Annotated in this window: 17 protein-coding genes and 3 pseudogenes; 5 read left to right on the top strand and 15 right to left on the bottom strand. The window is 45.7% G+C overall.

The features are described 5' to 3' along the window. Window positions 1-138: 138 nt before the first annotated feature. Window positions 139-3,074, bottom strand: a pseudogene (locus tag DW830_RS00990) (TonB-dependent receptor). Between the two features lie 276 nt (window positions 3,075-3,350). Between DW830_RS00990 and aroB the strand changes: the two are divergent. Further along, window positions 3,351-4,397 carry a 3-dehydroquinate synthase gene (gene aroB, locus DW830_RS00985; RefSeq protein WP_119248537.1) on the top strand — a complete coding sequence of 349 codons (1,047 nt, stop codon included), beginning with the start codon at window positions 3,351-3,353 and terminating at the stop codon, window positions 4,395-4,397. On the opposite strand, the gene DW830_RS00980 is transcribed toward aroB, so the two are convergent. The 8 genes and pseudogenes from DW830_RS00980 to rfbD form a co-directional block, all read right to left on the bottom strand. Continuing rightward, entirely contained in the window at window positions 4,384-5,397 is a 1,014-nt protein-coding gene (locus DW830_RS00980) for an AMP-binding protein (RefSeq protein WP_119248536.1), read from the bottom strand. The two genes, aroB and DW830_RS00980, sit on opposite strands and share 14 nt — an antisense overlap. Before the next feature lie 42 nt (window positions 5,398-5,439). Continuing rightward, window positions 5,440-6,516, bottom strand: coding sequence for an o-succinylbenzoate synthase (locus DW830_RS00975; RefSeq protein WP_119248535.1), 1,077 nt, complete (start codon window positions 6,514-6,516; stop codon window positions 5,440-5,442). A 63-nt stretch (window positions 6,517-6,579) separates the two neighbouring features. Next, on the bottom strand, window positions 6,580-8,109 hold the full coding sequence (locus DW830_RS00970) for a carbon-nitrogen hydrolase family protein (RefSeq protein ID WP_119248534.1): 1,530 nt from the start codon (window positions 8,107-8,109) through the stop codon (window positions 6,580-6,582). A gap of 144 nt (window positions 8,110-8,253) precedes the next feature. After that, window positions 8,254-9,983: pseudogene (locus DW830_RS00965) on the bottom strand (sulfatase-like hydrolase/transferase). 34 nt (window positions 9,984-10,017) lie between these two features. After that, window positions 10,018-11,157: a BamA/TamA family outer membrane protein gene (locus DW830_RS00960; RefSeq protein WP_410524474.1), complete on the bottom strand. Its 1,140-nt coding sequence runs from the start codon at window positions 11,155-11,157 to the stop codon at window positions 10,018-10,020. A gap of 49 nt (window positions 11,158-11,206) precedes the next feature. Continuing rightward, window positions 11,207-12,169 carry a PCMD domain-containing protein gene (locus DW830_RS00955; RefSeq protein ID WP_233544323.1) on the bottom strand — a complete coding sequence of 321 codons (963 nt, stop codon included), beginning with the start codon at window positions 12,167-12,169 and terminating at the stop codon, window positions 11,207-11,209. Between the two features lie 195 nt (window positions 12,170-12,364). Then, window positions 12,365-13,498: a dTDP-glucose 4,6-dehydratase gene (locus DW830_RS00950; RefSeq protein WP_006847283.1), complete on the bottom strand. Its 1,134-nt coding sequence runs from the start codon at window positions 13,496-13,498 to the stop codon at window positions 12,365-12,367. Window positions 13,499-13,521: 23 nt separating this feature from the next. Next, entirely contained in the window at window positions 13,522-14,394 is an 873-nt protein-coding gene (gene rfbD / locus DW830_RS00945) for a dTDP-4-dehydrorhamnose reductase (RefSeq protein ID WP_089542895.1), read from the bottom strand. 627 nt (window positions 14,395-15,021) lie between these two features. Between rfbD and DW830_RS00940 the strand changes: the two genes are divergently transcribed. Then, window positions 15,022-16,638 carry a DUF6377 domain-containing protein gene (locus tag DW830_RS00940; RefSeq protein ID WP_118311884.1) on the top strand — a complete coding sequence of 539 codons (1,617 nt, stop codon included), beginning with the start codon at window positions 15,022-15,024 and terminating at the stop codon, window positions 16,636-16,638. Between the two features lie 46 nt (window positions 16,639-16,684). On the opposite strand, the gene DW830_RS00935 is transcribed toward DW830_RS00940, so the two are convergent. Both DW830_RS00935 and DW830_RS00930 read right to left on the bottom strand, forming a co-directional pair. Continuing rightward, entirely contained in the window at window positions 16,685-17,437 is a 753-nt protein-coding gene (locus DW830_RS00935) for an SDR family oxidoreductase (protein ID WP_089542897.1), read from the bottom strand. A gap of 84 nt (window positions 17,438-17,521) precedes the next feature. Then, window positions 17,522-18,100, bottom strand: a complete 579-nt coding sequence (locus DW830_RS00930; RefSeq protein WP_119248531.1) for a histidine phosphatase family protein — start codon at window positions 18,098-18,100, stop codon at window positions 17,522-17,524. A gap of 227 nt (window positions 18,101-18,327) precedes the next feature. Here DW830_RS00930 and DW830_RS00925 point away from each other — a divergent pair, with 227 nt between their 5' ends. Next, window positions 18,328-18,933, top strand: coding sequence for a DUF308 domain-containing protein (locus DW830_RS00925; protein WP_119248530.1), 606 nt, complete (start codon window positions 18,328-18,330; stop codon window positions 18,931-18,933). Window positions 18,934-19,004: 71 nt separating this feature from the next. On the opposite strand, the gene udk is transcribed toward DW830_RS00925, so the two are convergent. The 3 genes and pseudogenes from udk to DW830_RS00910 form a co-directional block, all read right to left on the bottom strand. Next, window positions 19,005-19,628 (bottom strand): uridine kinase, encoded by a 624-nt coding sequence (udk, locus tag DW830_RS00920; RefSeq protein ID WP_089542900.1) that lies wholly within the window; start codon window positions 19,626-19,628, stop codon window positions 19,005-19,007. A gap of 5 nt (window positions 19,629-19,633) precedes the next feature. After that, complete coding sequence (locus DW830_RS00915) at window positions 19,634-20,209, bottom strand: uracil-DNA glycosylase family protein (protein WP_119248529.1); 576 nt, start codon at window positions 20,207-20,209, stop codon at window positions 19,634-19,636. Window positions 20,210-20,211: 2 nt separating this feature from the next. Next, a pseudogene (locus DW830_RS00910) lies at window positions 20,212-21,275 on the bottom strand (endonuclease/exonuclease/phosphatase family protein). 385 nt (window positions 21,276-21,660) lie between these two features. Here DW830_RS00910 and DW830_RS00905 point away from each other — a divergent pair. Further along, window positions 21,661-21,912: a type B 50S ribosomal protein L31 gene (locus DW830_RS00905; protein ID WP_089542903.1), complete on the top strand. Its 252-nt coding sequence runs from the start codon at window positions 21,661-21,663 to the stop codon at window positions 21,910-21,912. Between the two features lie 97 nt (window positions 21,913-22,009). On the opposite strand, the gene DW830_RS00900 is transcribed toward DW830_RS00905, so the two are convergent. Next, a complete protein-coding gene (locus tag DW830_RS00900) occupies window positions 22,010-22,747 on the bottom strand; it encodes a hypothetical protein (RefSeq protein WP_147487173.1) in 738 nt (245 codons plus the stop codon). Window positions 22,748-23,069: 322 nt separating this feature from the next. Here DW830_RS00900 and DW830_RS00895 point away from each other — a divergent pair, with 322 nt between their 5' ends. Beyond that, window positions 23,070-23,780, top strand: a complete 711-nt coding sequence (locus tag DW830_RS00895; protein WP_119248527.1) for a hypothetical protein — start codon at window positions 23,070-23,072, stop codon at window positions 23,778-23,780. Window positions 23,781-23,794: the final 14 nt, after the last annotated feature.

Below are 23,794 nucleotides of genomic sequence, written 5' to 3'. Positions count from 1 at the left end.
GGAAATGAAAATAGCGATTCCCCTCGCTATTTAACATAGAAAGAATAATCCCCGCTCCTCATCAAGAAGAGCGGGGATTTCTTTTGTCATACCTATTTGAATTTTACCCTGAAAATCTATCTTTATCCAAACATTCCGTTAGAACATTCTACCAGGACCACCTCCAGGACGACCACCATTGAATGGACGACCACGGAAGTCAGGACGACCACCAGGTCCTCCATCAGGACCACCAGGACGTGCCTGCTTGCCTCCGAAGAGATTCAAGCGATATACCACATGAAGCATCGCATAGCTGTTGACGGCATTATACTCGGTATCTGTACGGGATGTAGCCGAGATGGCACGAGAGAAGGTACTCTGCTGACGAAGGATATCGTAGAACTGAAGCATCACGGTCAGCGGCTTGCCCTTCAGGAAACCCTGAGAGAGCTGGGCATTCCATACAAACTCATCGGTGTTCATGCTGCTATCGTTATATCCACGGCGACTGCTGATAGAGAGGCTTGAGTTCAAGCTGGTTCCCCAAGGAGCTGTAAGCGTCATGCTTGGTCCATAAGAGAACTGCCAGGTATCAAGGTTGCTGTTTGGCTGCAACTTGTTCTTGGCATGGTTATAATTCAATGTTCCGTCGAGCGAGAGCTCCAACCAGTCGTTGCGATAGCTGAAAGAGAGGCGCTCTCTCCAAGTGGTGCTTCGGGTGGTATTCTTCTGGGAATCTGACTGCTTGTCGAGACTCAGATAGCTCACGTAGTTGTTGTAACCCAAATTGGTATCGGTATTCAGGTTCCAGACTCCTGCACTGTCGATAGAGCAGTTGAACATGAAGGCTCCCATCACATTCCAGTTACCATTGATATTCTCCGGACGGGTAATTCTTCCACCAGTCGTCTCATCATAGGTCACCTTGTTGCTGATGCTGTTGTTGGTGGTAGAGAAGTTGATGAAAGTCATGATACCCTTGTTGTGGTTCTGCACGAAGTTGTTGTAGAACAATCGGAAGTTCTGGGTGAACGAAGGCTTCAAGCCAGGGTTACCCATCGAGATGTTCAGCGGGTCGCTGTTATCTGTGATGTCAAGCAACTGAGAGATGCTTGGCTGCGAGGTAGTACCACGATAGTTCACACGCAGGTTGCTCATCTTTGAGAAGCGGTAGCGGAAATCGAGGGTTGGACTCACATTCACCACATTGCGAACCGTATCTACATGCACGCCCTGATAATCCTGGATATACTTCGACTGCTGTGGCTGAACCATCACACCGAAGTTCAGGTTGTACTTCTGACGGATGAATCGCATCATCACCTGGATATCGTGATTGTAATTGCGATACTCAGAGAAACGGCTCAACTCATCATCCCTGTAATCTTCGAGATGACCGGCAAACGGATTCAGATAGCTGTCCCAACCACAGTACTCCTGATTACCACTCATCGCATACTTGCTGAAATCGTAGGTGCTGCGGTCGCTCTTGGAGTAGCTGTAAGTAAACTTATAGCTGAACTGCAGGAAGGTTGCCTTCCAGAGTGGCTCACTATAGGTCAACTGTCCCGCATAACTGTAATTCTTCGAAGGAGTCAGGTTATAGCGGTTGGTCTGATAAGTAGAATCCTTACCCTCCGCTGTCTGTACGAGATAGAGCTTGGCATTGTTGAGCGAGATGCTCTTGCTGTCTTTATCAGTATATTTGGCATTCACACGGAGGGTGATATTGCGTCCCTTGTTGTCCAACTTTCGGTTGATCTGCAACATACCGTTGATATTGTTATTATCAGAATAGGTGATGCCATTGGTCAACTGGCTGTTCACCATAGCCTCCGCCTTTTCCAACTCATCGATACCTTCCTCAGAAAGAGGGTCTTTCGAGGTGATGGTATAAGGATCCTTGTTATAGGAAGCCGAATGGCTGCCACTCAATCCGTCACTGGTACTCCAGGAGATGGAAGGACGGAAGAGGATATTGGTCATGGAATCAGGCATCCACTCCAATCGGATGTTACCATTCCAACTGTTGCTGCGGGAGAAATTCTGGCTCAGGCTATTGCTGAAAGAGCTGCTGCTACCCATGAAGTTCTCGCTGGAACGTCTGCTCCATACATCGCCATCGCTGTGATTCCAGCGAAGAGAGGTATTGAACTTGAACTTGTTCTTCAACTCATAGTTATAGTTGGCTCCAATCATTTTGCTGGCATTCAAACCATTCGCACCACCAAAGCCACGACCCGGTCCACCGCCACCGAATCCTCGGTCGCTGGTATTATTGGCATTGGCAAAAAGCATGAATCGGTTGTTATCATTGAAGTAACCACCCATACCACGCATATTGTAGCGGCTCTTGTTACCTACACCCAGGTCGATGTTGGAAATCAAACCCTTGTTCATACCCTTCTTCACACCGAAGTCGAGCACGGTCTGTTCCTCGCCATCATCGATACCGGTTACCTTAGAGAGATCACTCTTTTCATCGTACGCCTTGATCTTGTCGATGATGCTGGTAGGCAGGTTTTTCAGGGCAGTCTTGGTATCACCCGTCATAAACTCCTTGCCATCCACGAGAATCTTCTTCACTTCCTTACCATTGATCTTGATGGTACCGTCGTCGCTAACCTCTGCACCGGGCAGACGCTTGACAAGTTCCTCTACCACCGAACCTTCCGGTGTACGGTAGGCTGCCGAATTATAGACGAGGTATCCTCCTTCAGGCTCACCTTCTGAGCCATGGCGGTTACCACGGCACCTTTCAGCATAATCGCCTCGGCACCCATCACCACCTTGCCCATCGCCAGATCCTTGTCATCAGAAATCTCGATACGCTTTACGGTAGTCTTGTAACCTACACTCGACATTTTAAGTAAATACTTGCCATTGGCAGGAGCCTTGATATGAAAGAGGCCCTGCTCATTGCTGAGAGCACCCGACACATAGGTACTGTCGGTCTTGAGTAACTGAATCGTTACCTGTTCTACGGGATCCTTGGTATCACGGTCGGTAATCACACCGGTAATCAAGCGATCCTGAGCAAAAGATGCCATGGTTACGAACACCAGAAGCATCATCAGAATAGATCTTTTCATTAATTATAGACGTTATTATTATTTCTTACTTATATTTTTGACTTACTTACATGATTAGACCCAATAAAAGCGCAATTGTAAAAAACAGCTGCTCTTTTTGGGGCATTCTGCTTCTTTTGACGCATAAAATATATCAAGGTTTAAACTTTTATAGATAAAAAAGTGCTTTTTATTTTGTTTTGTCTCTGATTTAACGTACCTTTGCAAGCGAATTTACAATGAGTTACCTACAAAAGGTGACTCTGAAAGTCAGTTTCTTTTAAAAGTATATATGTTATGGATCAGAGAGTAATCATATCAACCCATCTGGAGAACGAACTGGTAAGCGCTCTCTCAGAATGCGAGCACGACAAGTTGTTTGTGCTTACAGATACTACCACACAGGAAATGTGCCTTCCGGTTTTGCAGAAATTCTACTGCATGAAGGAAGCTAAGATGATCACGATTCCGGCTAGCGACAGTCATAAGGACATCGAAAGCCTGATGATGGTATGGAAGGGCCTGCAGGATGGTGGCGCTTCACGTCACTCTTGCATGATCAACCTCGGAGGCGGTATGGTAACCGACCTAGGCGGTTTTGCAGCCAGCACCTTCAAGCGTGGCATCAACTTCATCAATATTCCTACTACCCTGCTGGCGATGGTAGATGCCTCTGTGGGTGGAAAGACCGGCATCAACTTCGGAGGTTTGAAGAATGAGGTGGGTGTTTTCAACGACTCGAAGTTCGTGATTCTCGATACCGAGTTCCTGAAGACCCTGGATGCCGAGAATATCTGTTCGGGCTATGCCGAAATGCTGAAGCACGGCTTGATTTCTACCGAAGCGATGTGGGAAGAGCTGGTAAGCTTCGACCTTGCCAACCCAGACCTGAAGCAGTTGCAGCGCATGGTGGGCGACAGCGTGAAGGTAAAGGAGCGCATCGTAGAGCAGGATCCTCATGAGAAGGGCATCCGCAAGGCTCTGAACCTGGGACATACATTCGGTCATGCCTTCGAGAGCTGGGCGCTGAAGCGCAAGCCAATCCTTCATGGTTATGCCGTGGCATTCGGTCTCATCCCTGAGCTTTATCTCAGTGTGGTAAAGACAGGATTCCCAACAGAGAAGATGCGCCAGACCGTGACCTTCATCAAGGAGAACTACGGTACGCTGAATATCACCTGCGATGACTACGACGAGCTGATAGAGCTGATGCAGCACGACAAGAAGAACCAGAATGGCATCATCAACTTCACCATGCTGGGAGCCATCGGAGACATCCGCATCAACCAGACCGCCACTACAGAAGAAATCAAGGAAGCACTCGACTTCTTCAGAGAAGGATAGATCGCTTCGGCTTTCCGGTTTCGGTAAGCGGAAGATGATCTACATGAAGGAATTCCCTTGGAATCCAGTATTTATGATCAGATAAGAGGCGGCGGATAGTCGCCTCTACTTTTTTTATCCCTTTATCCTCTGACAAGAGAACGGCGATTTCTCCAAACTTTTCATCTTTCTTCTTGGCAAGCATGAAAGGCTTTTCAAGATGAGGCTTCAAGAGAGCCTCCACTTCTTCTATCTGAATCTTGATACCACCGCTGCAGATAACATTATCCTTTCTGCCTTTGATTCGGAAACGAAGTTTTTCCACCTTATTATATATATAGGATTCTATTTCCACAATATCATTCGTTACCAGGGTTTCGGAACAGACCAGAGGGGCATCGATGACGAGACAGCCTTCTTCGGTCTGACTGATTTTCACGCTATCAAAAGGCTGATACCATTCGCTAGCCTCAGCGCCATTGATTCTTCGCAAGGCGATATGAGATAAGGTTTCGGTCATGCCGTAGGTACTCCAGATAGCGATATTGCCAGGAAGAGCCTGGAGTTCTTTTTCCAAGGATGCATCGATGGCTCCACCTCCGATAATCAGATGGCGGATATGAGTGAGTCGCTCACGCTCCTCAGGAACCTGCAGAGTGTTATACACCTGCATCGGAACCATAGCGGCAAAAGTGATTTCCCCATTTACATCTTTTCCATTTACATCTTTCAAATCTATATTCTTCAGCGGATGACCACTAGGAGAAACAGAAATAAGATGGAGATGGCGCTCAATACTGCGCACCACCACCATCTTACCTGCGATATAATCAAGCGACATACAGAGCAAAGCGCTATCACCAGGCTTCAATCCCAGGAAATCACAAGTAATGCGGGCGGAGTTGAGCATTCGCTTCTTCTCCACCATCATCGGCTTGGGCTTTCCCGTGGAGCCACTGGTATGCACCAGCACCCGGTCGCTATCGTTATTCCATTCAGAAAAGAAATCTTCTAAAGTCATTACGAGAATTCTTTAAAAGTTATTACGAAAATCCTACCAAAGTCATTTTACAACAAAGAGTTTATCACCCCGGATTTCCAATGGCATTGGGATATTATCAGTAAAGAGCTGACCGGTGCCTAAGCCCTGAGGCATCTCTACATTCGGACCATATACCTTGGCTGCATAATGTGCGATGGCATTCAGCCCGATGTTACTCTCCAATGCCGAGGTAATCCAACTGCCAATACCACGCTGGCTGGCCAACTGGATCCACTCGTTGCAACCATAGATACCACCATGGAGCGAAGGCTTCAGGATGATATACTGTGGACGAATGGTATCGAGCAATGCCTCCTTCATACTTCTGACATTCACACCAATCAACTCCTCATCCAGGGCGATAGGAAGCGGAGTTTCTCTACAGAGCTGAGCCATCTTTGGCCACTGATGCTGCTTGATAGGCTGCTCGATGGAATGGATATCATACTTAGCCAAAGCCTCCAACTGGCTCATGGCATTCTCTGGCAGAAAACCACCATTGGCATCCACTCGCAACTCCACCTGTTCCTGGGTATAGACATCACGAATGCGCTTGATGAGGTCGAGTTCCTTAAAGAAATCGATGGCACCAATCTTCAGTTTCACGCAATGGAAACCCGCCTGGAGCTTCTCCTCCAGTCGTGCCAGCATCTCCTCATAAGTACCCATCCACACCAGTCCGTTGATGGTGATACCCTCTTCTCCTTTTCCGAAAGGAGAGTCGAAGAGATCTATCAGGTTCTCCATTCCTGCAGGAACAGAGACACTTAAGTTCTGCTTCTTTGCTGCATCGAAGAACGAGGCAAAGGCGGTTTCCAAGCCGAAGGTGATGCTAGGATAGGCACGAATCATATCGTATGGGATGCGTCCCATCTGCTCCACCATCTGACATACCTGTCGAAGGGTGACAGCATATTCCGGTTTGGCATCGCAACTGAGATCAGGGAGCGTAGCACACTCACCCACTCCCTCTACTCCCGGCAATTCATCCGATGTTAGGGTGAGATAATAACTGTGTCTCGTGGTATATACGCCACGAGACGTGCCTGCCGGCTGCTTGAAGTGGAGCGTGCGCTCCGAGATGTCTATCTTATACATTCTTTATATCTATATATCAATACAATTGAATCTTCACTCTTCGTTCTTCACTCTTCACTTAACTTACTTTTTCTGTTTCAAGTCGTACAAGTCTTTGCGACGGTCACGAAGATTTCGAACGGCACCGTAGGTATGAAGCTCATTCAAGAGATTCAAGTCAACATCTGATACGAGAATCATCTCGGTATTAGGTGTTGCCTCCGAACGCTTGCCATCGTTAGGGAAGGCGAAGTCGCAAGGAGTGAATACGGCACTCTGGGCATACTGGATATCCATATTGTGAACACGTGGCAGGTTACCCACACTACCTGCAATGGCTACATAGCATTCATTCTCAATGGCACGCGCCTGGGCACAGACTCTCACTCTAGAGTAGGCATTCTGCGTATCGGTCATGAATGGAACGAAGAGAATCTGCATACCATCCTCTGCCATCAGACGGGAAAGTTCAGGGAACTCCACATCATAGCAGATTACGATACCAATCTTACCACAATCAGTATCAAAGGTCTGGATATGGCTACCGCCGCTCAAGCCCCAGCACTTCTGCTCATCAGGAGTTACGTGAATCTTCTCGTACATATCCACGCTACCATCTCTACGGCAAAGGAAACCGACATTGTAGAGGGAATCATCCTTGAGATAAGGCATACTACCCGTGATGATGTTGATGTTGTAACTGATGGCCAACTCGCGGAATCGGTCACGGATCTCATCGGTATATTGAGCCATCTTGCGGATGCTCTGTGCCTCACCCAAATCGTTGAATCTCGCCATCAATGGTGCATTGAAATACTCTGGGAAGAGGATGAAATCGCTCTTGTAATCGCTCACGGAATCCACGAAGAACTCTACCTGCTCAAAGAGGTCGTCCACCGAAGCGTATGGACGCATCTGCCACTGTACCAGACCGATTCGCACGGTTGGCTTTCTATCTACATAAGAATCCGTAGGTGGCTGATAGTAGATATTATCCCACTGCAGCAGGGTGGCGCAGTGTTCGCTTTCCTCATCACTAGGAAGATAGTTACGGATGACACGGCGAACGTGGAAGTCGTTTGAAAGCTGGAAGGTAAGAACCGGGTCGTAAATCTCACGGTTTCTTACGTGCTCGATGTACTCCTTAGGGCGCATCTTGTCGGCATACTTATGATAGTTTGGAATACGACCACCAAACATGATCGCCTTCAGGTTGAGCTTCTCGCAGAGTTCCTTGCGATACTCATACATACGGCGAGCCAATCGCAGGCCACGATAGTCTGGGTGGATAAACACCTCGATGCCGTAAAGGATGTTTCCATTAGGATCGTGGGTATTGAAGGTTTCATTACCTGTCACCTGAGCATAGGTATGGTCGCCTTTCACCATATTATAGTTGACGATGATAGAGAGGGCACAGCCCACAATCTTATCATCCACGATGATAACCACCTGTCCCTCAGGGAAGATAGTAATGAGTTTCTTAATCTGTTCTTTTGTCCAGAATACATCTGAGTCAGCGTAAATACGCTTAAACGACTTGGCGAGCTGGTCATAATCCTCCATGTGGAGGTTGCGCATGCTCACCTTTTCGATTTTTCGAGTTGGTTCCATAACAACTGTATTTTTATTATTATCTAAATCCGAGTGCAAAGATACAGCAAATTATAGATACGACAAAGAGTTTTCGCAAATAATTGATATTTACGAAAACTCTTTTCATGTATTTTGCTGTAAGAAAGCCTTTTGGCTTAGAATTTAACGCAAAAACTTGGCATCTTCCTGCGGTATTGCCTCATCATGATCATCGAGATAGAGCAACTTTACCGGATGATATTTATCACTTGCCACCGAGTATTCATCCTGACGATAATGGGTCTGAATGCCACCGATGCCCAACATGGTATGAAAAGCCGAAAGACTACTCTGTACCTGTTTTGACCGATTTTCTCCCAATGCCTTCAATATATCCGGATATTGTTTACTGAAGCCTTCAGAAGTCCAGATGATGAAAGGCACATGCAGTTCGTAATCCGAAGCCTCGGGGCAGCATGAAGGAAGAGGCAGCGCTCATCATCGAAAATATTCTCTCCATGATCGCTGGTATAGAGCATCGCTGAGATAGGCTGACCATATACCCCATCCGTCTTAGTCTGTATCCCCTCCCATTTCTGCAGGCGTTCAATGATACTATGCAGGATATAATCGGTATATCGGATGGTATTATCATAGGCATTCAGGAGGTCACGCCGATTCTCCGACTTTGCCTCACTCCTGCTATCGGGCTTGAAATAAGCGAAACTACGGGGATAACGCTCCTGATAATTGAAGTGAGAACCATAGGTATGAAGAACGACGAAGAGCTTGCGATAACGGTAATGGGCAGACGAGGAAGCATCAGCCTTGGGCAATATCTCATCCAGTTTCTGCAACAAATCCTCATCATAATGATTACCTTGCAAAGCATCCTCTTTCTTCAGGAAATAATGCTCATCAGCCTGTTCTCCCAGAAAATCGATAAACGAATGATTGGGCAACTGGTTGCTGATAAACACGGTATGAAATCCGGCTTCCCTGAAGGCTGCCAGAATGCCTTTCTCATGAAAGAGCCGTGGGAAATCCTCTGCCGAAGCAGCCGACAGAAGCATCGGTACACTCTTGTGGGTGGTGTTGCTTTGCGTGGTTGCATCAGGGAAAGCCATAATACCCTGCGTTTTGGAAAGCAGAGGATTGGTATTTCGAGGATAACCATAGAGACTGAAGTTATGGGCACGTGCCGTCTCTCCCACTACCATCACATACACCTCAGGAGTTTCCACATCGTGCTCGCTCCGGGCATCAAACCGGAAGTTACGGCTTGCCTCCCTGTAATTCTCCGATGCCGCATTGCGCTCGAAAGCCAGATAGAGATTGTAGCAGACGTTGACAGGATAGAGCTGATTGCGCATCCGGTAATCATCCACCACCACATAGCATGCCAGCAGACAGAAGAGGCCGATAGCCCCCACCTCCATCACCCATTTTCGAACGTGATGCTGAAAAGAGACTGATAACTGACGCTTCTTCCTGATATGGATGACAGCCAGAATGAGCAAGGGAAGATAAATCACAAAAACACCTACCACGGCAGGTACCAGATTGTCCAGCAGTTCCATCACCTCTCCTGGATTGGTAGTCACGAGATTCAGGAACATATCCACCGCTATCACTCCTGTACCGAAGAGATAGAGCAACACCAGCTGGAAGGCTGCGAAAAAGACAAAGAGAAATGCCCACCATACCATCTTGCCCGGACATCTGGCTACGGAAAAGAACAACATATACAGTGCCAGAGGCAACAGCACATTGGCTGCGCCCGCCCAGAAAGACAATCTTTCGGTAAAGCACAGGGCGATGTTGGGCAGCAGCAATGCCACCACCGCATACCAGTAAAGGAAGGTACCTGAAGACACCTTATTATATATAGTATTACATATAGAATGATTCATAGACTACACCTTATTATATAATGAAAAAGTCTCATCAAAATGCCTCGTTGATATTGAAGAGGAAGCCAGACTGTCCAGACTTTCCAAATCCATAATCCAATCGTACATTCACATTCTTCTTGAACTCCCAGCGATAGCCTACTCCCGCATTCGGCAGAATCTGTCTGCTTCGCAACGCAGAGAACTTAGGGAAAACTGTACCTGCTCCAGCCCAGACCACAATACCATTTCGCTTCCAGACATGCTGGCGCAACTCCACGGTAGCCTCCAGGGAATGCTTGTCGCGATAGCGGCCCTCGTAATAGCCACGCATCGAACTGGTACCTCCCAGTTCCGCCATCATACCCCATGAAGGATTGCCGAAATTGAGATTGGCTCCGAAATCCTCGGCAAGAATCGTTCCCTTGCCCAGTCGCTGATAGGCATCAAAACGGAAATGAGTCGTACTAAAGGCATAATCATTACCCATAAATTCTGGCCGGAACATCTGCTTGAGATTCAGATAGATACCCCGGTGCGGATTGGTAAGATTATCTCGGTTGTCATAAACCAAAGATACACCCACTCCTACATTCCAGGTATGCTTATCCATCCCCTGCAGCAATTCCGGGCGCTCTATCTGCTTGCCTATCACATAGTCGTAAGCTGCCATCGGTCCCACATAGAAGTTATCGGCTACCCTGAACAGAAAACTGGCTTCTGCCTGAGCCTGCCAACGCTTCATATCACTCTTGTTGTCATCGTTATCGCCCATCTCGTAACCGATTCCCCAGAAATCGGAAGGGAAGGAATAGAAATAGAGATGATAATCAATGCGGTAACGACCGGCAGGAGCTATATGATTGCCCCGAACACCCAACATATAGAAGCCCACCGAACTGACATCACCGAAAAGCGATACATTGGAAGGCGGCAAAATGCTATCGTTAGGATCGGTGCGGTAAAGTCCTGCAGCCACCATTCCCAGACCAAACTTGGTATCAGAAGCATAGTGAGGACCTCCGATTACGCTGAAGTCGAACCGCTTATGCTGCTTGTTCTTGTTGGCATCATTGAAGTAGTCTAGGAATCGCGTCATCCACGATTTCTTGACCTGCTGGGCTGTATCCACCTTCTCTGAAGAGAGAGTATCTGAAGAAATTGGCTCCGAGGCATAGCTGTTCAATGCCATCATCGCAAAAAGTATGATTAGAATATGCTTCATAAAGTCAATATTTAAATGATTAATACACCAATGCCACATTATCTATCCACAAGGTGTTGCCTGGTGTTCCGATATAGGCACCGCCATCCGAAGAAGAGAACTGGAGAATGAGATGAGTAGGCGTTTCATCGGCAGCAGCCCATCCCACTTCTCTTACGGGCACACTCTTACCCTTGCTGTTGCGGGCATAATCGGTAGAACGGAGTCCCATCGTTGCGGCATGGTAGCCAGCCATGTGACGGATATCACCATAGTGGATGGTATAGGTTGCATCTTCCACCCATCCATTCGTACTCTTGCCGTATCGTACCACCATCGTACCCACTCGCTTGGCTGTGATATTACCCTTGGCATCCTCGTGACGCTTCTGAAGATAGAGCACCACGATGGCATGGTCTCTTCCAGCCACAGTAGAGGCACCACTGAATCCATTCTGTTTGATACGGTTGGCAACATTAGGAAGGGAGGTCTTGTAATCGAAACGCAAAGCCTTAGGACGAGCCGTAAACGGAATACCCCAGTTGATAGCCTTTGGACCATCCTTGGTACTGGTGATCGGTTCACGAACATCTCCCAGGAAAAGGGAACCAGCTGCAAGTACCTTGATATTGATAAGTCCCAACACCTTTACCTTTTCTATATGAGTCTCCAATTTGGCGCAATAGCCACTGCCGTGCCTGTCGCGATAAACCGAATTATTGGTCTTGTAAATGCCGGAAACATGCGCAAGAACATTGGATGAGCCCCAAGGAGACCCACCCTTATTGGTATATGGAGTATTGCCATGGATAGTCATATTAGGTCCTACGGCATAAATGGTTTTCTGATTACCACCAATGATAGCCGACTCTTTGATATTTCTGATTACCCAGTGGTCCATGTTTCCATATTTCAGAGGAACCACTTTTTCCTGTCCCTGCATAGGAAGGCATGACAAAATAGCAAGCGCTAATGCTATGCCGAAAATTACTTGTTTTTTCATATCTATTACTTTTATCTTTCTAGATGCTGCAAAGATAGAAAAACTTTTCGTACTTTCGGGTTTTCAAAGTACTAAAAAATGAAATATTAAGAAATAATAATATATTTAGGGGATTTTAATCGATGAAAAACAAAAAAAGCCCCGCAAGAGCAAAAGCTTGGGATTGTGAAAGCTTTTGCTCTTACAGGGTGTCTATTAACGGTTAGAATACATGTTGTCGTAGTACTTCTGGTAATCACCAGAGGTTACGTTGTCCATCCATTCCTGATTCTCGAGATACCACTTCACGGTTTCCTCGATACCCTCCTCAAACTGGAGTGATGGCTCCCAACCGAGTTCCTTCTGAAGCTTGCGAGAGTCGATGGCATAACGCATATCGTGACCCTTTCTGTCAGTTACGTAAGTGATGAGATCCATATCCTCGCCTTCCTTTCTGCCGAGCAAACGGTCAACGGTCTTGATTACCACCTTGATGATATCGATGTTCTTCCACTCGTTGAAACCGCCGATGTTGTAAGTCTCGGCAATCTTACCCTTGTGGAAAATCATATCGATGGCACGGGCATGATCCACTACATACAACCAGTCGCGCACATTCTCACCCTTACCATATACAGGCAATGGCTTGCGATGACGGATGTTGTTGATGAACAACGGAATCAACTTCTCAGGGAACTGGTATGGACCATAGTTGTTAGAGCAGTTGGTCACGATGGTTGGCATACCGTATGTATCGTGGAAAGCACGGACGAAGTGGTCTGAGCTTGCCTTAGATGCAGAGTATGGAGAGTGAGGATTGTACTTGGTAGTCTCCAGGAAGAACTCCTCGCCGTAAGCCTCATGGTTCTTATCGCTAGATGCCTTGGTGGTGAAAGGAGCAGGAATGCCCTCAGGATGAGTCATCTGCAATGCACCATAAACCTCATCGGTAGAGATGTGGTAGAAACGCTTGCCCTCATATCCCTCAGGAAGACTCTCCCAGTAAATCTTTGCCGCCTGGAGCAGAGACAGGGTACCCATCACGTTGGTCTGAGCAAAAGTGAATGGATCCTTGATACTTCTATCTACGTGGCTCTCGGCAGCGAGATGGATGATGCCATCCACCTTGTAGTCCTGCATCAGCTTCAGCATCAGGTCGAAATCACAGATATCACCCTTAACGAAAGTATAGTTAGGCTTGTCCTCAATGTCCTTGAGATTAGCCAGATTACCTGCGTAAGTCAACTTGTCGAGGTTGATGATGTGATACTCAGGATATTTGTTCACGAAAAGTCTTACTACGTGTGAGCCGATGAAACCAGCACCGCCCGTGATAATGATATTCTTCATTTCAATTCTTTTTTATATTATAATTATTTTGCTTCCGCCAATTCGGCGATACATTTCTTCAAACTGTCTGTCCAGTATGGCACCTTGAAACCGAAGGTCTGCTTCAGCTTGCTCTTATCGAGCACTGAGAAGTGAGGACGCTTCACTGGGCTTGGGAACTCCTCGCTGTAGCAAGGCTGGATATCGCAGGTATTGCCGCTGAGCTCGCAGATGATCTTGGCAAAATCGAACCAGGAACATACACCCTCGTTAGAGAAATGATAGATGCCAGTCTTGTCGAGCTGGTTGGTCTCAATGATGTGAGAGATGACAGCAGCCAGATCGCCGGCATAGGTAGGAGTACCCACCTGGTCGAATACCACCTTCAGGGTGTCGTGACTTGCCGTGAGGTTCTGCATCGTCTTCACGAAGTTCTTACCCCACTGCGAGTAGAGCCATGCCGTACGGATGATGATGTGCTTGCAGCCAGTAGCCTCGATGCTCTTTTCTCCTGCGAGCTTGGTCTTGCCATAGACACCGAGCGGATTGGTTTCCCAGTCTTCCTTGCAAGGGATGTTCTTGTCGCCCTGGAACACATAGTCTGTGCTCACATGAATCAGGGTTCCATCCACTTCCTTCATCGCCTGAGCCAAGTTGCCTGCTGCCGTATTGTTGAGCAGGTTGGCGAGGTCGAAATCGCTCTCCGCCTTATCCACGTTGGTATAGGCAGCGCAGTTAACGATAACCTGGATATCATTTTCCTTCACCTTTTCGCGGATAGCGTCGAGGTTAGTAATATCCAATTTCTCATAGCCTTCAGCCACATCGGTGAAGACAAACTTGTGATTGCTGTTTTTGGCGCAAATCTGCATTTCATGACCGAGCTGACCATTAGCGCCTGTAACTAATATATTCATATTTTGCTGTGATACTAGTTAATGATAATACATTATATATATAATATGTGGCAAAGATAATGAATTATTCCGAGCTACACAACTTTTATGAAGACAAAAAGATTCATAGTAACATAAATTATACTTTTAGGAAGTACACCCCTATAAAAACAAAAAGCCCGCCGCCTTCTTTCACAAGAAAACGACGAGTCTTTCCTAAACATAATAGTAAAGCATTGCTGCTTTTTTGAAAGCAAATAGATTCAATCAAGCAGGCTTCCTATTTTTCAATCAATCTTTCCCCTAAGAAACTAATACTGTTATTTAAATCAACATACTAAATCAACAAAAGGAATATTTATATACCTTTAAACTTTAGAAGACTTGAAGTGGTTTTTAAACCAAAGTCATTTTTACTGCTTTTTTGAATTCCGCTGCAAAGATACGTACTTTTTTGGCTATCTGTACACCCTAGTAGGCGTATAGTAAATAAAATGTAGATTTGCTAGGTATATAACCTACTGATTATCAGTATTTTAACCCATTTAAGCATTTTTATCAAAGTAAATGCTTTTATTAGAAATCTTTTCTATATCTTTGCAGCGTAAACAACAAAAATAGTACAAAAGGATAAAAATAGTATAGAAAATGAAGCAGTACATACTTTTACTATTCATCATGATACCACTTCTCTCCTATGGCAAGACCGATATGGAAAAGCTATTGGAGCGGGTTGACCATGCTATCGAAATGGACAGCTACTACCAGCAACAGAAAGAGAAGGAGCTCAAACGACTGAGACGACAGGCAGGCGATGCAATCACTGACGAGGAAAGGTTATGCTACCTCGACAGTCTCTATCGTGCCTATAGTAACTATCGCTACGACTCGTCATGTGCCTATGTGAGTAAAGGACTCCAACTGGCAGAAGCTACCCATAACACCTTTTATATTACTTGCTTTAAGATACACCGGGCATCCGTGCTGTCGGTGGGAGGATTCTATGACAAGGCGGAAGGCATTCTGGCGACACTCGACCCTAAGCAAATGCCCTACGAACAGAAGCTGTATTACTACTTTACCTATGCCTGGCTGTTCAATTACTGGCAATCTTACGCAGCCAAATCGGAATTTGCAAACGACTTCAAAGCCAAGAAGAAGTATTATATGAATATTTTGCTTGAAAACTTCAATGAAAAAGGAAAGAAGTCGGCTTTTTACCAGTATATGAAAGGAGAGTATATCTTTCTCAGCTCGCCTACACACAGAAGTGTATTAGACTGTTATCTCAAAGCTTTAAAGATGACGGCTAAAAACGATCGACTGCATCCTATGGCAGCATACGGCATAGCCCGTTACTACAGAGACCTCGAACAGTATGATCTGTATGTGAAGTATCTGGTAGAGGCAAGTGAGTCTGATGGGATTTGCCAACTCAAGGAGACAGCAGCCCTCCAAAAACTTTCCTATTTTCTCTATGAAACAGACAAAGACAACAGCAAGCGTGCCACCCGATATATCCAGCATTCCATGGAGGATGCCCAGTTTTTCAACAACCGTCTCCGTATGATAGAGATTTCAAACATCCTGCCAGTGATTGTTACAAGCAACCAGGAGGCTGCAGAACGCTCCCGTACCCGTATGGAGATTGGACTCATCTGTGCCTGCGTCATCTTAACCATCATCCTGATTCTTACAGTGGTGAATACCAAACAGAAAAACAGTTTGAAGAAAAACCGAAAGGAGATTGCGGCACAGAACAAGCAGTTGGCAGAGCTCAACCAGCGACTGATGGATACCAACAAGCGACGCGAAACCTATATGAGCCTCTTCATGGATATCAGCGCCCTGTATATCCGCAAGTTGGATGACTACAGAAAACTGGTGAGCAGAAAGGTAAAAGCCAAGCAGACAGAAGACTTGCTGAAGAGCATCAACAGCTTCAAGCTGGCAGAAGAGGAATCGTCAATGTTCTACATCCGTTTCGACAAGGCTTTTATGGAATTGTATCCGAATTTCGTTGAGGAACTGAATACGCTTCTCAAGCCAGAGCACCATATCGTGCTGCCATCTCCTAATGAGCTGACAACCGAAGTAAGAATCTATGCCTTGATGAGACTGGGCGTAACGGATAGCCAGGAAATAGCAACCCTGCTATACTACTCTACCCAGACCATCTACAATTACAAGTCGGGAATGAGAGCCAAGTCGCTCAACAGGGAAACCTTCGAGTCGGATATCAACCGACTCTGCCACATTATATAATAAGTAAGTTCCGCACGCCCTGAGGGCGTACGAACTTACTTAAAGATTAGTCACGATGGATAACGGTTCCGTTAGCCTGATGGGTAGCAAGAACCAAGACTTCTGCAATCTGTACATGCTCCGGAGCACTGGCTGCATAGAAAGCCACATCCGCAATATCATCCCCATTCAAAGGTTCGATACCCTGATAAACACTGGCAGCACGCTGATTATCTCCATGGAAACGGACATTAGAGAAATTCGTCTCCACCAAGCCGGGCTTGACATTGGTAACACGCACCTTGGTATGAGCCACATCAATACGCAAGCCATCGGTGATGGCCTTGACGGCAGCCTTGGTAGCACAATATACATTGCCACCAGCGTAAGCCGCATCACCAGCCACACTACCTATATTAATAATGTGTCCATGATTACGTCTCACCATACCAGGAACAATCAGACGAGTCATGGTGAGGAGTCCCTTGATATTGGTATCAATCATCTGATCCCAATCCTCGAAACTACCCTGATACTCAGGTTCCAGGCCACGAGCCAAGCCTGCATTATTGATCAGCACATCAATATTGCGCCAATCCTGCGGAATATAATCCACAGCCTTTCTTGCCGCTTCACGGTTACGCACATCAAAAGCCAGAGCAAGGACCTGTACCCCCTCTGCCTCCAACTCTTTCTTGAGAATTTCCAGTTTACCGGTGTTTCTACCCGTAATGATCAAATCGTAGCCACCTCTTGCAAAGCGGCGCGCACAACCCTCGCCAATTCCGCTGGTTGCACCTGTGATAAGAGCAATTTTCATATACTTTGAACTTTGATATTTGAACTTTGAACTTTATGATTCGTTTGCCTGGAGCAAAATCTTCCTGATTTCTTTATGATTCCATTACAGAATGAGAACTCTCACTTCGGCATTCGCCATTTTCTCTATCTGGTTCATCGGGCGTTTGTAATACACACTCTGAATCGCCTTGTTGATGATACCGTGACCTACTGCCAGGATGGTCTTGTCAGGATATGCCACCTTCAGCCAGGTGAGGAAGTTCTGCGCCCTCGACTTCATCCGCTCCAGAGATTCGACATTGTCCGGCCAATCCTTCGGGTCTTTGGGAAGAGAAGGAATGAACTTACCCGTAAAATCTCCCCAGTCACGTTCCCTGATTAAAGGAGTCGTCTCTATTTTCTGGAGAATATCATCTTCCGTCAAGAATGCGGCAGCATCTCCACTACCCTTCAAGTGCATTTCTGCCTCCAAATGGGGACGGGCAATGATGGCACAAGTCTGCATACTGCGATAAAGATCACTCGAAACGAAGACATCGATGTGATCATTTGCCATTTTCCTTGCCACTTCTTCAGCCTGCTGAATGCCCACGTCATTCAGTCTGCCTGGAGTCTGCCCCTGCATAATCTGGGCGGCATTATCCATGGTCTCACCATGTCGAACTAAATATAGCTTTGTCATATTGAATATTTATCATCATCAGATGGTCATTCAACCATCTATTTTATTTTTGCTTACAAAATTACTGATAATAATTGAAATGAAGGAATAAATTGCGTTAAATATGATATAAAAGCGAGAGAAAAAACTTGTGGTATCGAAAATCTTTCGTACTTTTGCAATAGAAAGGAAATACTTTTCAGGAAAAGGAAACGCAATATTGCAACACAACATTTAAATCAATTGATATGAAAGTAATACAAAGTTCATTATTTCGAGCCTTATGCGCCATCATTGTGGGTGCTCTACTCATACAATACAGAGAACAGACAGTCACCTGGATTACCATTGCCATCGGTGTATTGTTTTTCCTCTCAGGCGTATTCTCGTTACTCAGTTATATGAGTGCCAAGCGAAATGCAGAGAAAATGAAGGGACAGTATCTCTATGATGCACAAGGCAACCAAATCATAGGTATGCGCCCTAACTTTCCTCTTGTAGGATTCGGTTCACTCATCTTTGGTCTGATACTGGCACTGATGCCAAATGTATTCATCGCCTGGCTGATGTTCATCCTCTCGGCAATACTGATTATGGGAGCCCTTACCCAAATGGCGAACCTGGTATCTGCTGCCAAGATGGGCAGAGTGGGTATCGTATATTGGCTGATGCCTACACTCCTGCTGCTGTTGGGGCTGTTCACCCTCTTCAAGCCATCTTCCATTGCCTCTGCCCCACTGCTCGTTATCGGATGGGCAATGCTGGTATATGGCGTGGTGGAAGCCGTCAATGCCCTGAAGGTTTCCAACAACCGACGCAGATGGCAGAAGACACAGGAAATACAAAAAAGATAATACGAAAGAGATAATACGAAAAAAGCTTCTATCATAGGATTCATATCCGAATGATAGAAGCTTTTATGGTTTTAATCTACCAATCCCTCTACATATCTGCAGAGAATACCAATACCGGTAGCATTCTCTCCTCCCTGAGGAATGATGATGTCTGCATAGCGCTTGGTTGGTTCGATAAACTGTTCGTGCATTGGCTTGAGCACCTTCAGATAACGATCTACCACCATGGAAACCGTACGACCACGATCGATGGTATCACGCTGGATGTTACGGATCAGGCGCTCATCGGCATCTGTATCCACAAACACCTTCAAGTCCATCAAATCACGTAATTCCTTATCCACCAAAGTCATGATTCCCTCTATGATTATCACTGGCTTAGGTTCTACATGAATCGTTTCCTTCTCGCGGTTACACTTCAGATAACTGTAGGTAGGCTGCTCGATTGCCTTACCGGCACGAAGGTCGGCAAGCTGCTGATGAAGCAACTTCCAATCAAAGGCATCTGGATGATCGAAGTTGATCGCCCTACGCTCCTCCTCCGTCATATTCGTCGTATCATTATAATAAGAATCCAGAGGAACAACTGCCACGAAATGAGGAGGCAAAGCTTCCACCAATCTCTTGACTACGGTAGTCTTACCGCATCCGGTACCACCAGCGATACCGATCACTGTTACTTTATTTTCTGCCATATCTCTTATTTTTCCAATATATCATTAAACATTTTCCGATAATATTCCGCCTTCTTCTCTACAGCCATCGGATAAGCCCTACTGCTGCTAGGCATACGATAGAGACGGAACTTGCGGTTTTCGAATTCAAACTCCACAAATCCTCCCATCTCCGGTTTTTCCTTGATGCCGAAGTGATCGGAGAAGACTTTGGTTGCCAGCTGTCCGGCAGTAAGTACCGCCGTGCAATCAGGCAGGGAACGGAGCATGCCGTCCAGGTCGGAAGGCTGAACCACCTGCAAGTCTTTGTCAGATGCCGTATTCTTGGTACGGATCACCTGCTGGGCAGTATCATAGATAGCCACCCCCTTCTGCATCAGGAACTCCTTGATGGCATCCAGGCGATAAGTCTTGTGCTCCACATCTACGAAATGAAACTTGTCATCAAAGTAGATGATGCCGAAGATTCGCCACATATCATTCTGGAAATTAGGATAATACCAGGGCATACACCAGCGCTTTTCTGCCGGCGGAAAGGTTCCGAGCATCAGCAACTTGGCATTGCCCGGCAACCATGGTTCAAAAGGATGAGACTCTAACATTTCTACTTCTTTTTTACCAGATACAGTACTACAGGCAAGTGATCGCTATATCCATTCAGCCATTTACCGCCAGCCTTGGTACGCAACGGCGCACCCTGATAGCGACCCTCCTGCTGGATGAGATAATCTCTGCGGAACACCTGATGATTCCAGTACTTCAGACTGCGATAGCCCTTCTTCTTTCCATCCTTGTTCAGAAGATTAGGAGTCAGCACAATCTGATCGAAGAGATTCCATTTTCCTCTGTAGTAAAGGGTTCCCTTTTCTTCCTTTGCCAGGATGTTATACCAAGGATTATACATATCTCCCTCACCTACTTCTGATATTTCCGGTTGGGCACGGAGAACCTCATGCATACTCTTGTTGGTAGGATCATCGTTCATATCTCCCATCACAAACACCTTCATCTCTGGATTCAGGCGAAGCAGGGAATCTTTCACAGCCTTGGTCTGACGGGCGCCACTCTCGCGATAGAAGGAATCGGAGAAACGACTTGGCCAGTGACAAACGATGACCGCCACATCATCCCCCGCCATCTCACCTCTCACCGTAAGAAAGCCACGGGTATAAAAGGCTGAATCCTTTGCCAACTCCTGCACATAAGGAACCAGCTTCACATTCTTCACGGTAAAAAGAGCCGGATTATAAAGCAGTGCACAGTCGATGCCTCGCTTATCCGGACCTTCGATATGGCAGAACTGCATATTGCGAGCCTTCAAAGGCGGCTGGGCAGTAAGGTCTTTCAGTACATTGGCATTCTCAACCTCGGCAAGACCGATGAAGGCGCAACCAGCATCAGGCAGCACATCCGTACCCATATCAGCCAAGCACGAGACATATTCTTCAACTTACTCGTATATTTCTCGCTATTCCATCCCTTAGCAGGCAGATACTCATAATCATTCTTGCCGGCATCATGACAGGTATCAAAGAGATTTTCCTGATTATAGAATCCAACGGCAAAAACCTGGAACTTTTTAGGGTTGAATTTCTGCTCCGCTTTCTGCGCCCAAGCACCCAAGCCAACCATGAGCAGGGCTGCCAATAATAGCATTTGTCTTTTCATTCTTTTTCTCGCTTTAAAGTTATAACTATATGATACATCATCTGATGTTCTCAAACTAATATGCAAAGATACCGCATTAATTACAATTATCATCATAAATGGGAATAAAATTTTGAGTTTTCATTCATTTTTAACACATCCAGTCCTCTTTTTACCACTCTAAAAGATCATTTTCCACCTTATTTATATATACACAGACACCAAAATCCCCAATATTTCTAAAAAACACCGGGAAATATTTGGTGATTTCAGGAAAAAGCAGTAACTTTGCACCCTGAATTAGGTAAAGGCTATAATGGGCATGCCCTGAAGAGGGACATGAAATGATGTGAAAGCGTCCCCATAACGTCTATTTTTTAACAAATTAATAATAAATAAAAGAAAAATGAAAAAAGGTATTCATCCAGAGAACTATCGTCCTGTAGTATTTAAGGATATGTCTAACGGCGATATGTTCCTCTCTCAGTCAACATGCAAGACTAACGACACTGTAGAGTTCGAGGGCGAGACTTATCCAGTTGTTAAGATTGAAATCTCTAGCACCTCTCACCCATTCTACACAGGTAAGAGCAAGCTCGTTGATACTGCTGGTCGCGTTGACCGCTTCATGAGCCGTTACGCTAAGTTGAAGAAGTAATATATATACCTTTTTTAATAAGGATATATAATATCGAAAGATAGAAAGTGCATTCCAACGTAGTTGCATATACGTAGGAATGCACTTTTTTATAAACCTATCTTCTCTTATTCAATTGCTTCACCGTGCCAGCCATTGGCTTCATAGTTGCTCCACTGCCGAATGAAGTTGCAGCTGATGCTGAACGTGTAAGCTTCTTGGCATAACCGGTAGTAGAAACCTCAGATAAATCGAAGTAGATGATATCACCCTTCACCTTACCGGTACCAATCATATAACCATAGAAGGTTTTATAATTATTGCCCTTCTCGACACCGAGACGGAAACCGTACTGGCTAGCACCTGCATCCAACACGAAGGTGGCACCACTGGCATACTTCAGGTAGATATCGCCATTGTTATCGATATACCAGGAGAATTTCAGGGTCTGCTGATCGGTAACATTTCCCTGATTATCATGAACCTCATCTATCTCCACACCACTTCCACTCAGGGCATCGCTCTGGTTTCCGCTCTGATAGAATATCATATTGGCATAAAACTCATCATAGCCTCTTGACATACCATCATCCTGGATATAGGAATACTTCACCTGACCATACCACTCACCAACCAAGGTCATCGCCTCATCGACCAGATCGTCATCATGTGATCCTTGCGAACCTTCATACCAATAATCCTGGTTCCATCCCCAGCCACCATGGTTGTAATCATCGTACCATCCATAAGGATCATCCCAATAATCATCATCCCAAGGATCATCATCACAACTGGTAAACGTAAAGGATACCGCAGCTATCGCCATCAGCATCACGAAAAGTCTCATTTTTCTCATATCGTAAGATTTTTATTTTATTGTTAATATCCGTACAGAGCTCAGACCCTTAACAGATCTGGTTCCTTGAATGATGGTGCAAAGATAAGGCAATTTTTACACCTAGCAAAGGGAAAAGAGGAATAATCTAGGGGAAAATCCCTATTATATAACAGTTTTTCCCTATAAAACCTTGTCATTCTCAAAAAAATACACTATCTTTGCAACAATATTTATGCATATTTACCAACCAAAGACTGACGAACAGAATGTCAGAAACAGATAATATGATTAAGAGAGCCATTTATAGCATACTCCTCATACTCATAACCTCACTGAGGTTATGGGAACCCCCTACTGCGATGTTCGCAAATTCTCCATCATCGACGGACTTGCCGCCAACACGATTTCCGACATAGCACAGACACCCGACCGCCTGATGTGGTTCAGTACCTGGAACGGAATATCCTATTATGATGGAAACTCCTTCCATACCTTCCGTGATGATGCAGACGATATCGACCTTCTTTCCACCAACCGCTTCATAGGCATCTATGCAACAGCCAGAAACAACGTGTGGTGTATCACTGCGAGCAGACGCCTCTATGCCTATGAGACCATATTGTGTACTTTCGTTCCCGTAGGTGACAACATCAATAAATTATATAACATCGACCTGCGAGTAGATAAGATTTACCCTATCAAACATGATAACACCTGGGTAACTATCAAGTCTGGCGATTATCTGATACGTATCAATGGACTCCAGAGAGAGGGAAATATTCCAGAGCTCATCAAGGTAGGACAAGACGGACTCCGAAGCGGAAACGTATGGCATATCTGGGCAGATAAGAAAAAACGCGATTGGATTCTCACTGACAAGGGAACCACCATCTACCACTCTCAATTCAGCACTCCCATCCCCTTCAAATGGATAAGAGAAGTGGGCGATAATGTCTTCCTGGCAACAGAAGATGGCCGACTCGCCGTATTCGATGAGAACAACAAGCTGAATATGATACCACTCCCAGCCGGAGTAACCCGCATCAATTAGCTCAAGAACACAGG

This window comes from Prevotella sp. AM34-19LB (assembly GCF_003468525.1).
Classification (GTDB): Bacteria; Bacteroidota; Bacteroidia; order Bacteroidales; family Bacteroidaceae; genus Prevotella.
Note: the sequence above shows the minus strand (reverse complement) of the source record. Positions and strands in the feature narration are given on the sequence as shown.

Bases quoted from the DNA above. Each gene is read 5' to 3' on its own strand.
- aroB (WP_119248537.1), top strand. From the start codon at position 3,351: ATGGATCAGAGAGTAATCATATCAACCCATCTGGAGAACGAACTGGTA.
- DW830_RS00980 (WP_119248536.1), bottom strand. From the start codon at position 5,397: ATGACTTTAGAAGATTTCTTTTCTGAATGGAATAACGATAGCGACCGG.
- DW830_RS00975 (WP_119248535.1), bottom strand. From the start codon at position 6,516: ATGTATAAGATAGACATCTCGGAGCGCACGCTCCACTTCAAGCAGCCG.
- DW830_RS00970 (WP_119248534.1), bottom strand. From the start codon at position 8,109: ATGGAACCAACTCGAAAAATCGAAAAGGTGAGCATGCGCAACCTCCAC.
- DW830_RS00960 (WP_410524474.1), bottom strand. From the start codon at position 11,157: ATGATGGCATTGAACAGCTATGCCTCGGAGCCAATTTCTTCAGATACT.
- DW830_RS00955 (WP_233544323.1), bottom strand. From the start codon at position 12,169: ATGAAAAAACAAGTAATTTTCGGCATAGCATTAGCGCTTGCTATTTTG.
- DW830_RS00950 (WP_006847283.1), bottom strand. From the start codon at position 13,498: ATGAAGAATATCATTATCACGGGCGGTGCTGGTTTCATCGGCTCACAC.
- rfbD (WP_089542895.1), bottom strand. From the start codon at position 14,394: ATGAATATATTAGTTACAGGCGCTAATGGTCAGCTCGGTCATGAAATG.
- DW830_RS00940 (WP_118311884.1), top strand. From the start codon at position 15,022: ATGAAGCAGTACATACTTTTACTATTCATCATGATACCACTTCTCTCC.
- DW830_RS00935 (WP_089542897.1), bottom strand. From the start codon at position 17,437: ATGAAAATTGCTCTTATCACAGGTGCAACCAGCGGAATTGGCGAGGGT.
- DW830_RS00930 (WP_119248531.1), bottom strand. From the start codon at position 18,100: ATGACAAAGCTATATTTAGTTCGACATGGTGAGACCATGGATAATGCC.
- DW830_RS00925 (WP_119248530.1), top strand. From the start codon at position 18,328: ATGAAAGTAATACAAAGTTCATTATTTCGAGCCTTATGCGCCATCATT.
- udk (WP_089542900.1), bottom strand. From the start codon at position 19,628: ATGGCAGAAAATAAAGTAACAGTGATCGGTATCGCTGGTGGTACCGGA.
- DW830_RS00915 (WP_119248529.1), bottom strand. From the start codon at position 20,209: ATGTTAGAGTCTCATCCTTTTGAACCATGGTTGCCGGGCAATGCCAAG.
- DW830_RS00905 (WP_089542903.1), top strand. From the start codon at position 21,661: ATGAAAAAAGGTATTCATCCAGAGAACTATCGTCCTGTAGTATTTAAG.
- DW830_RS00900 (WP_147487173.1), bottom strand. From the start codon at position 22,747: ATGAGAAAAATGAGACTTTTCGTGATGCTGATGGCGATAGCTGCGGTA.
- DW830_RS00895 (WP_119248527.1), top strand. From the start codon at position 23,070: ATGGGAACCCCCTACTGCGATGTTCGCAAATTCTCCATCATCGACGGA.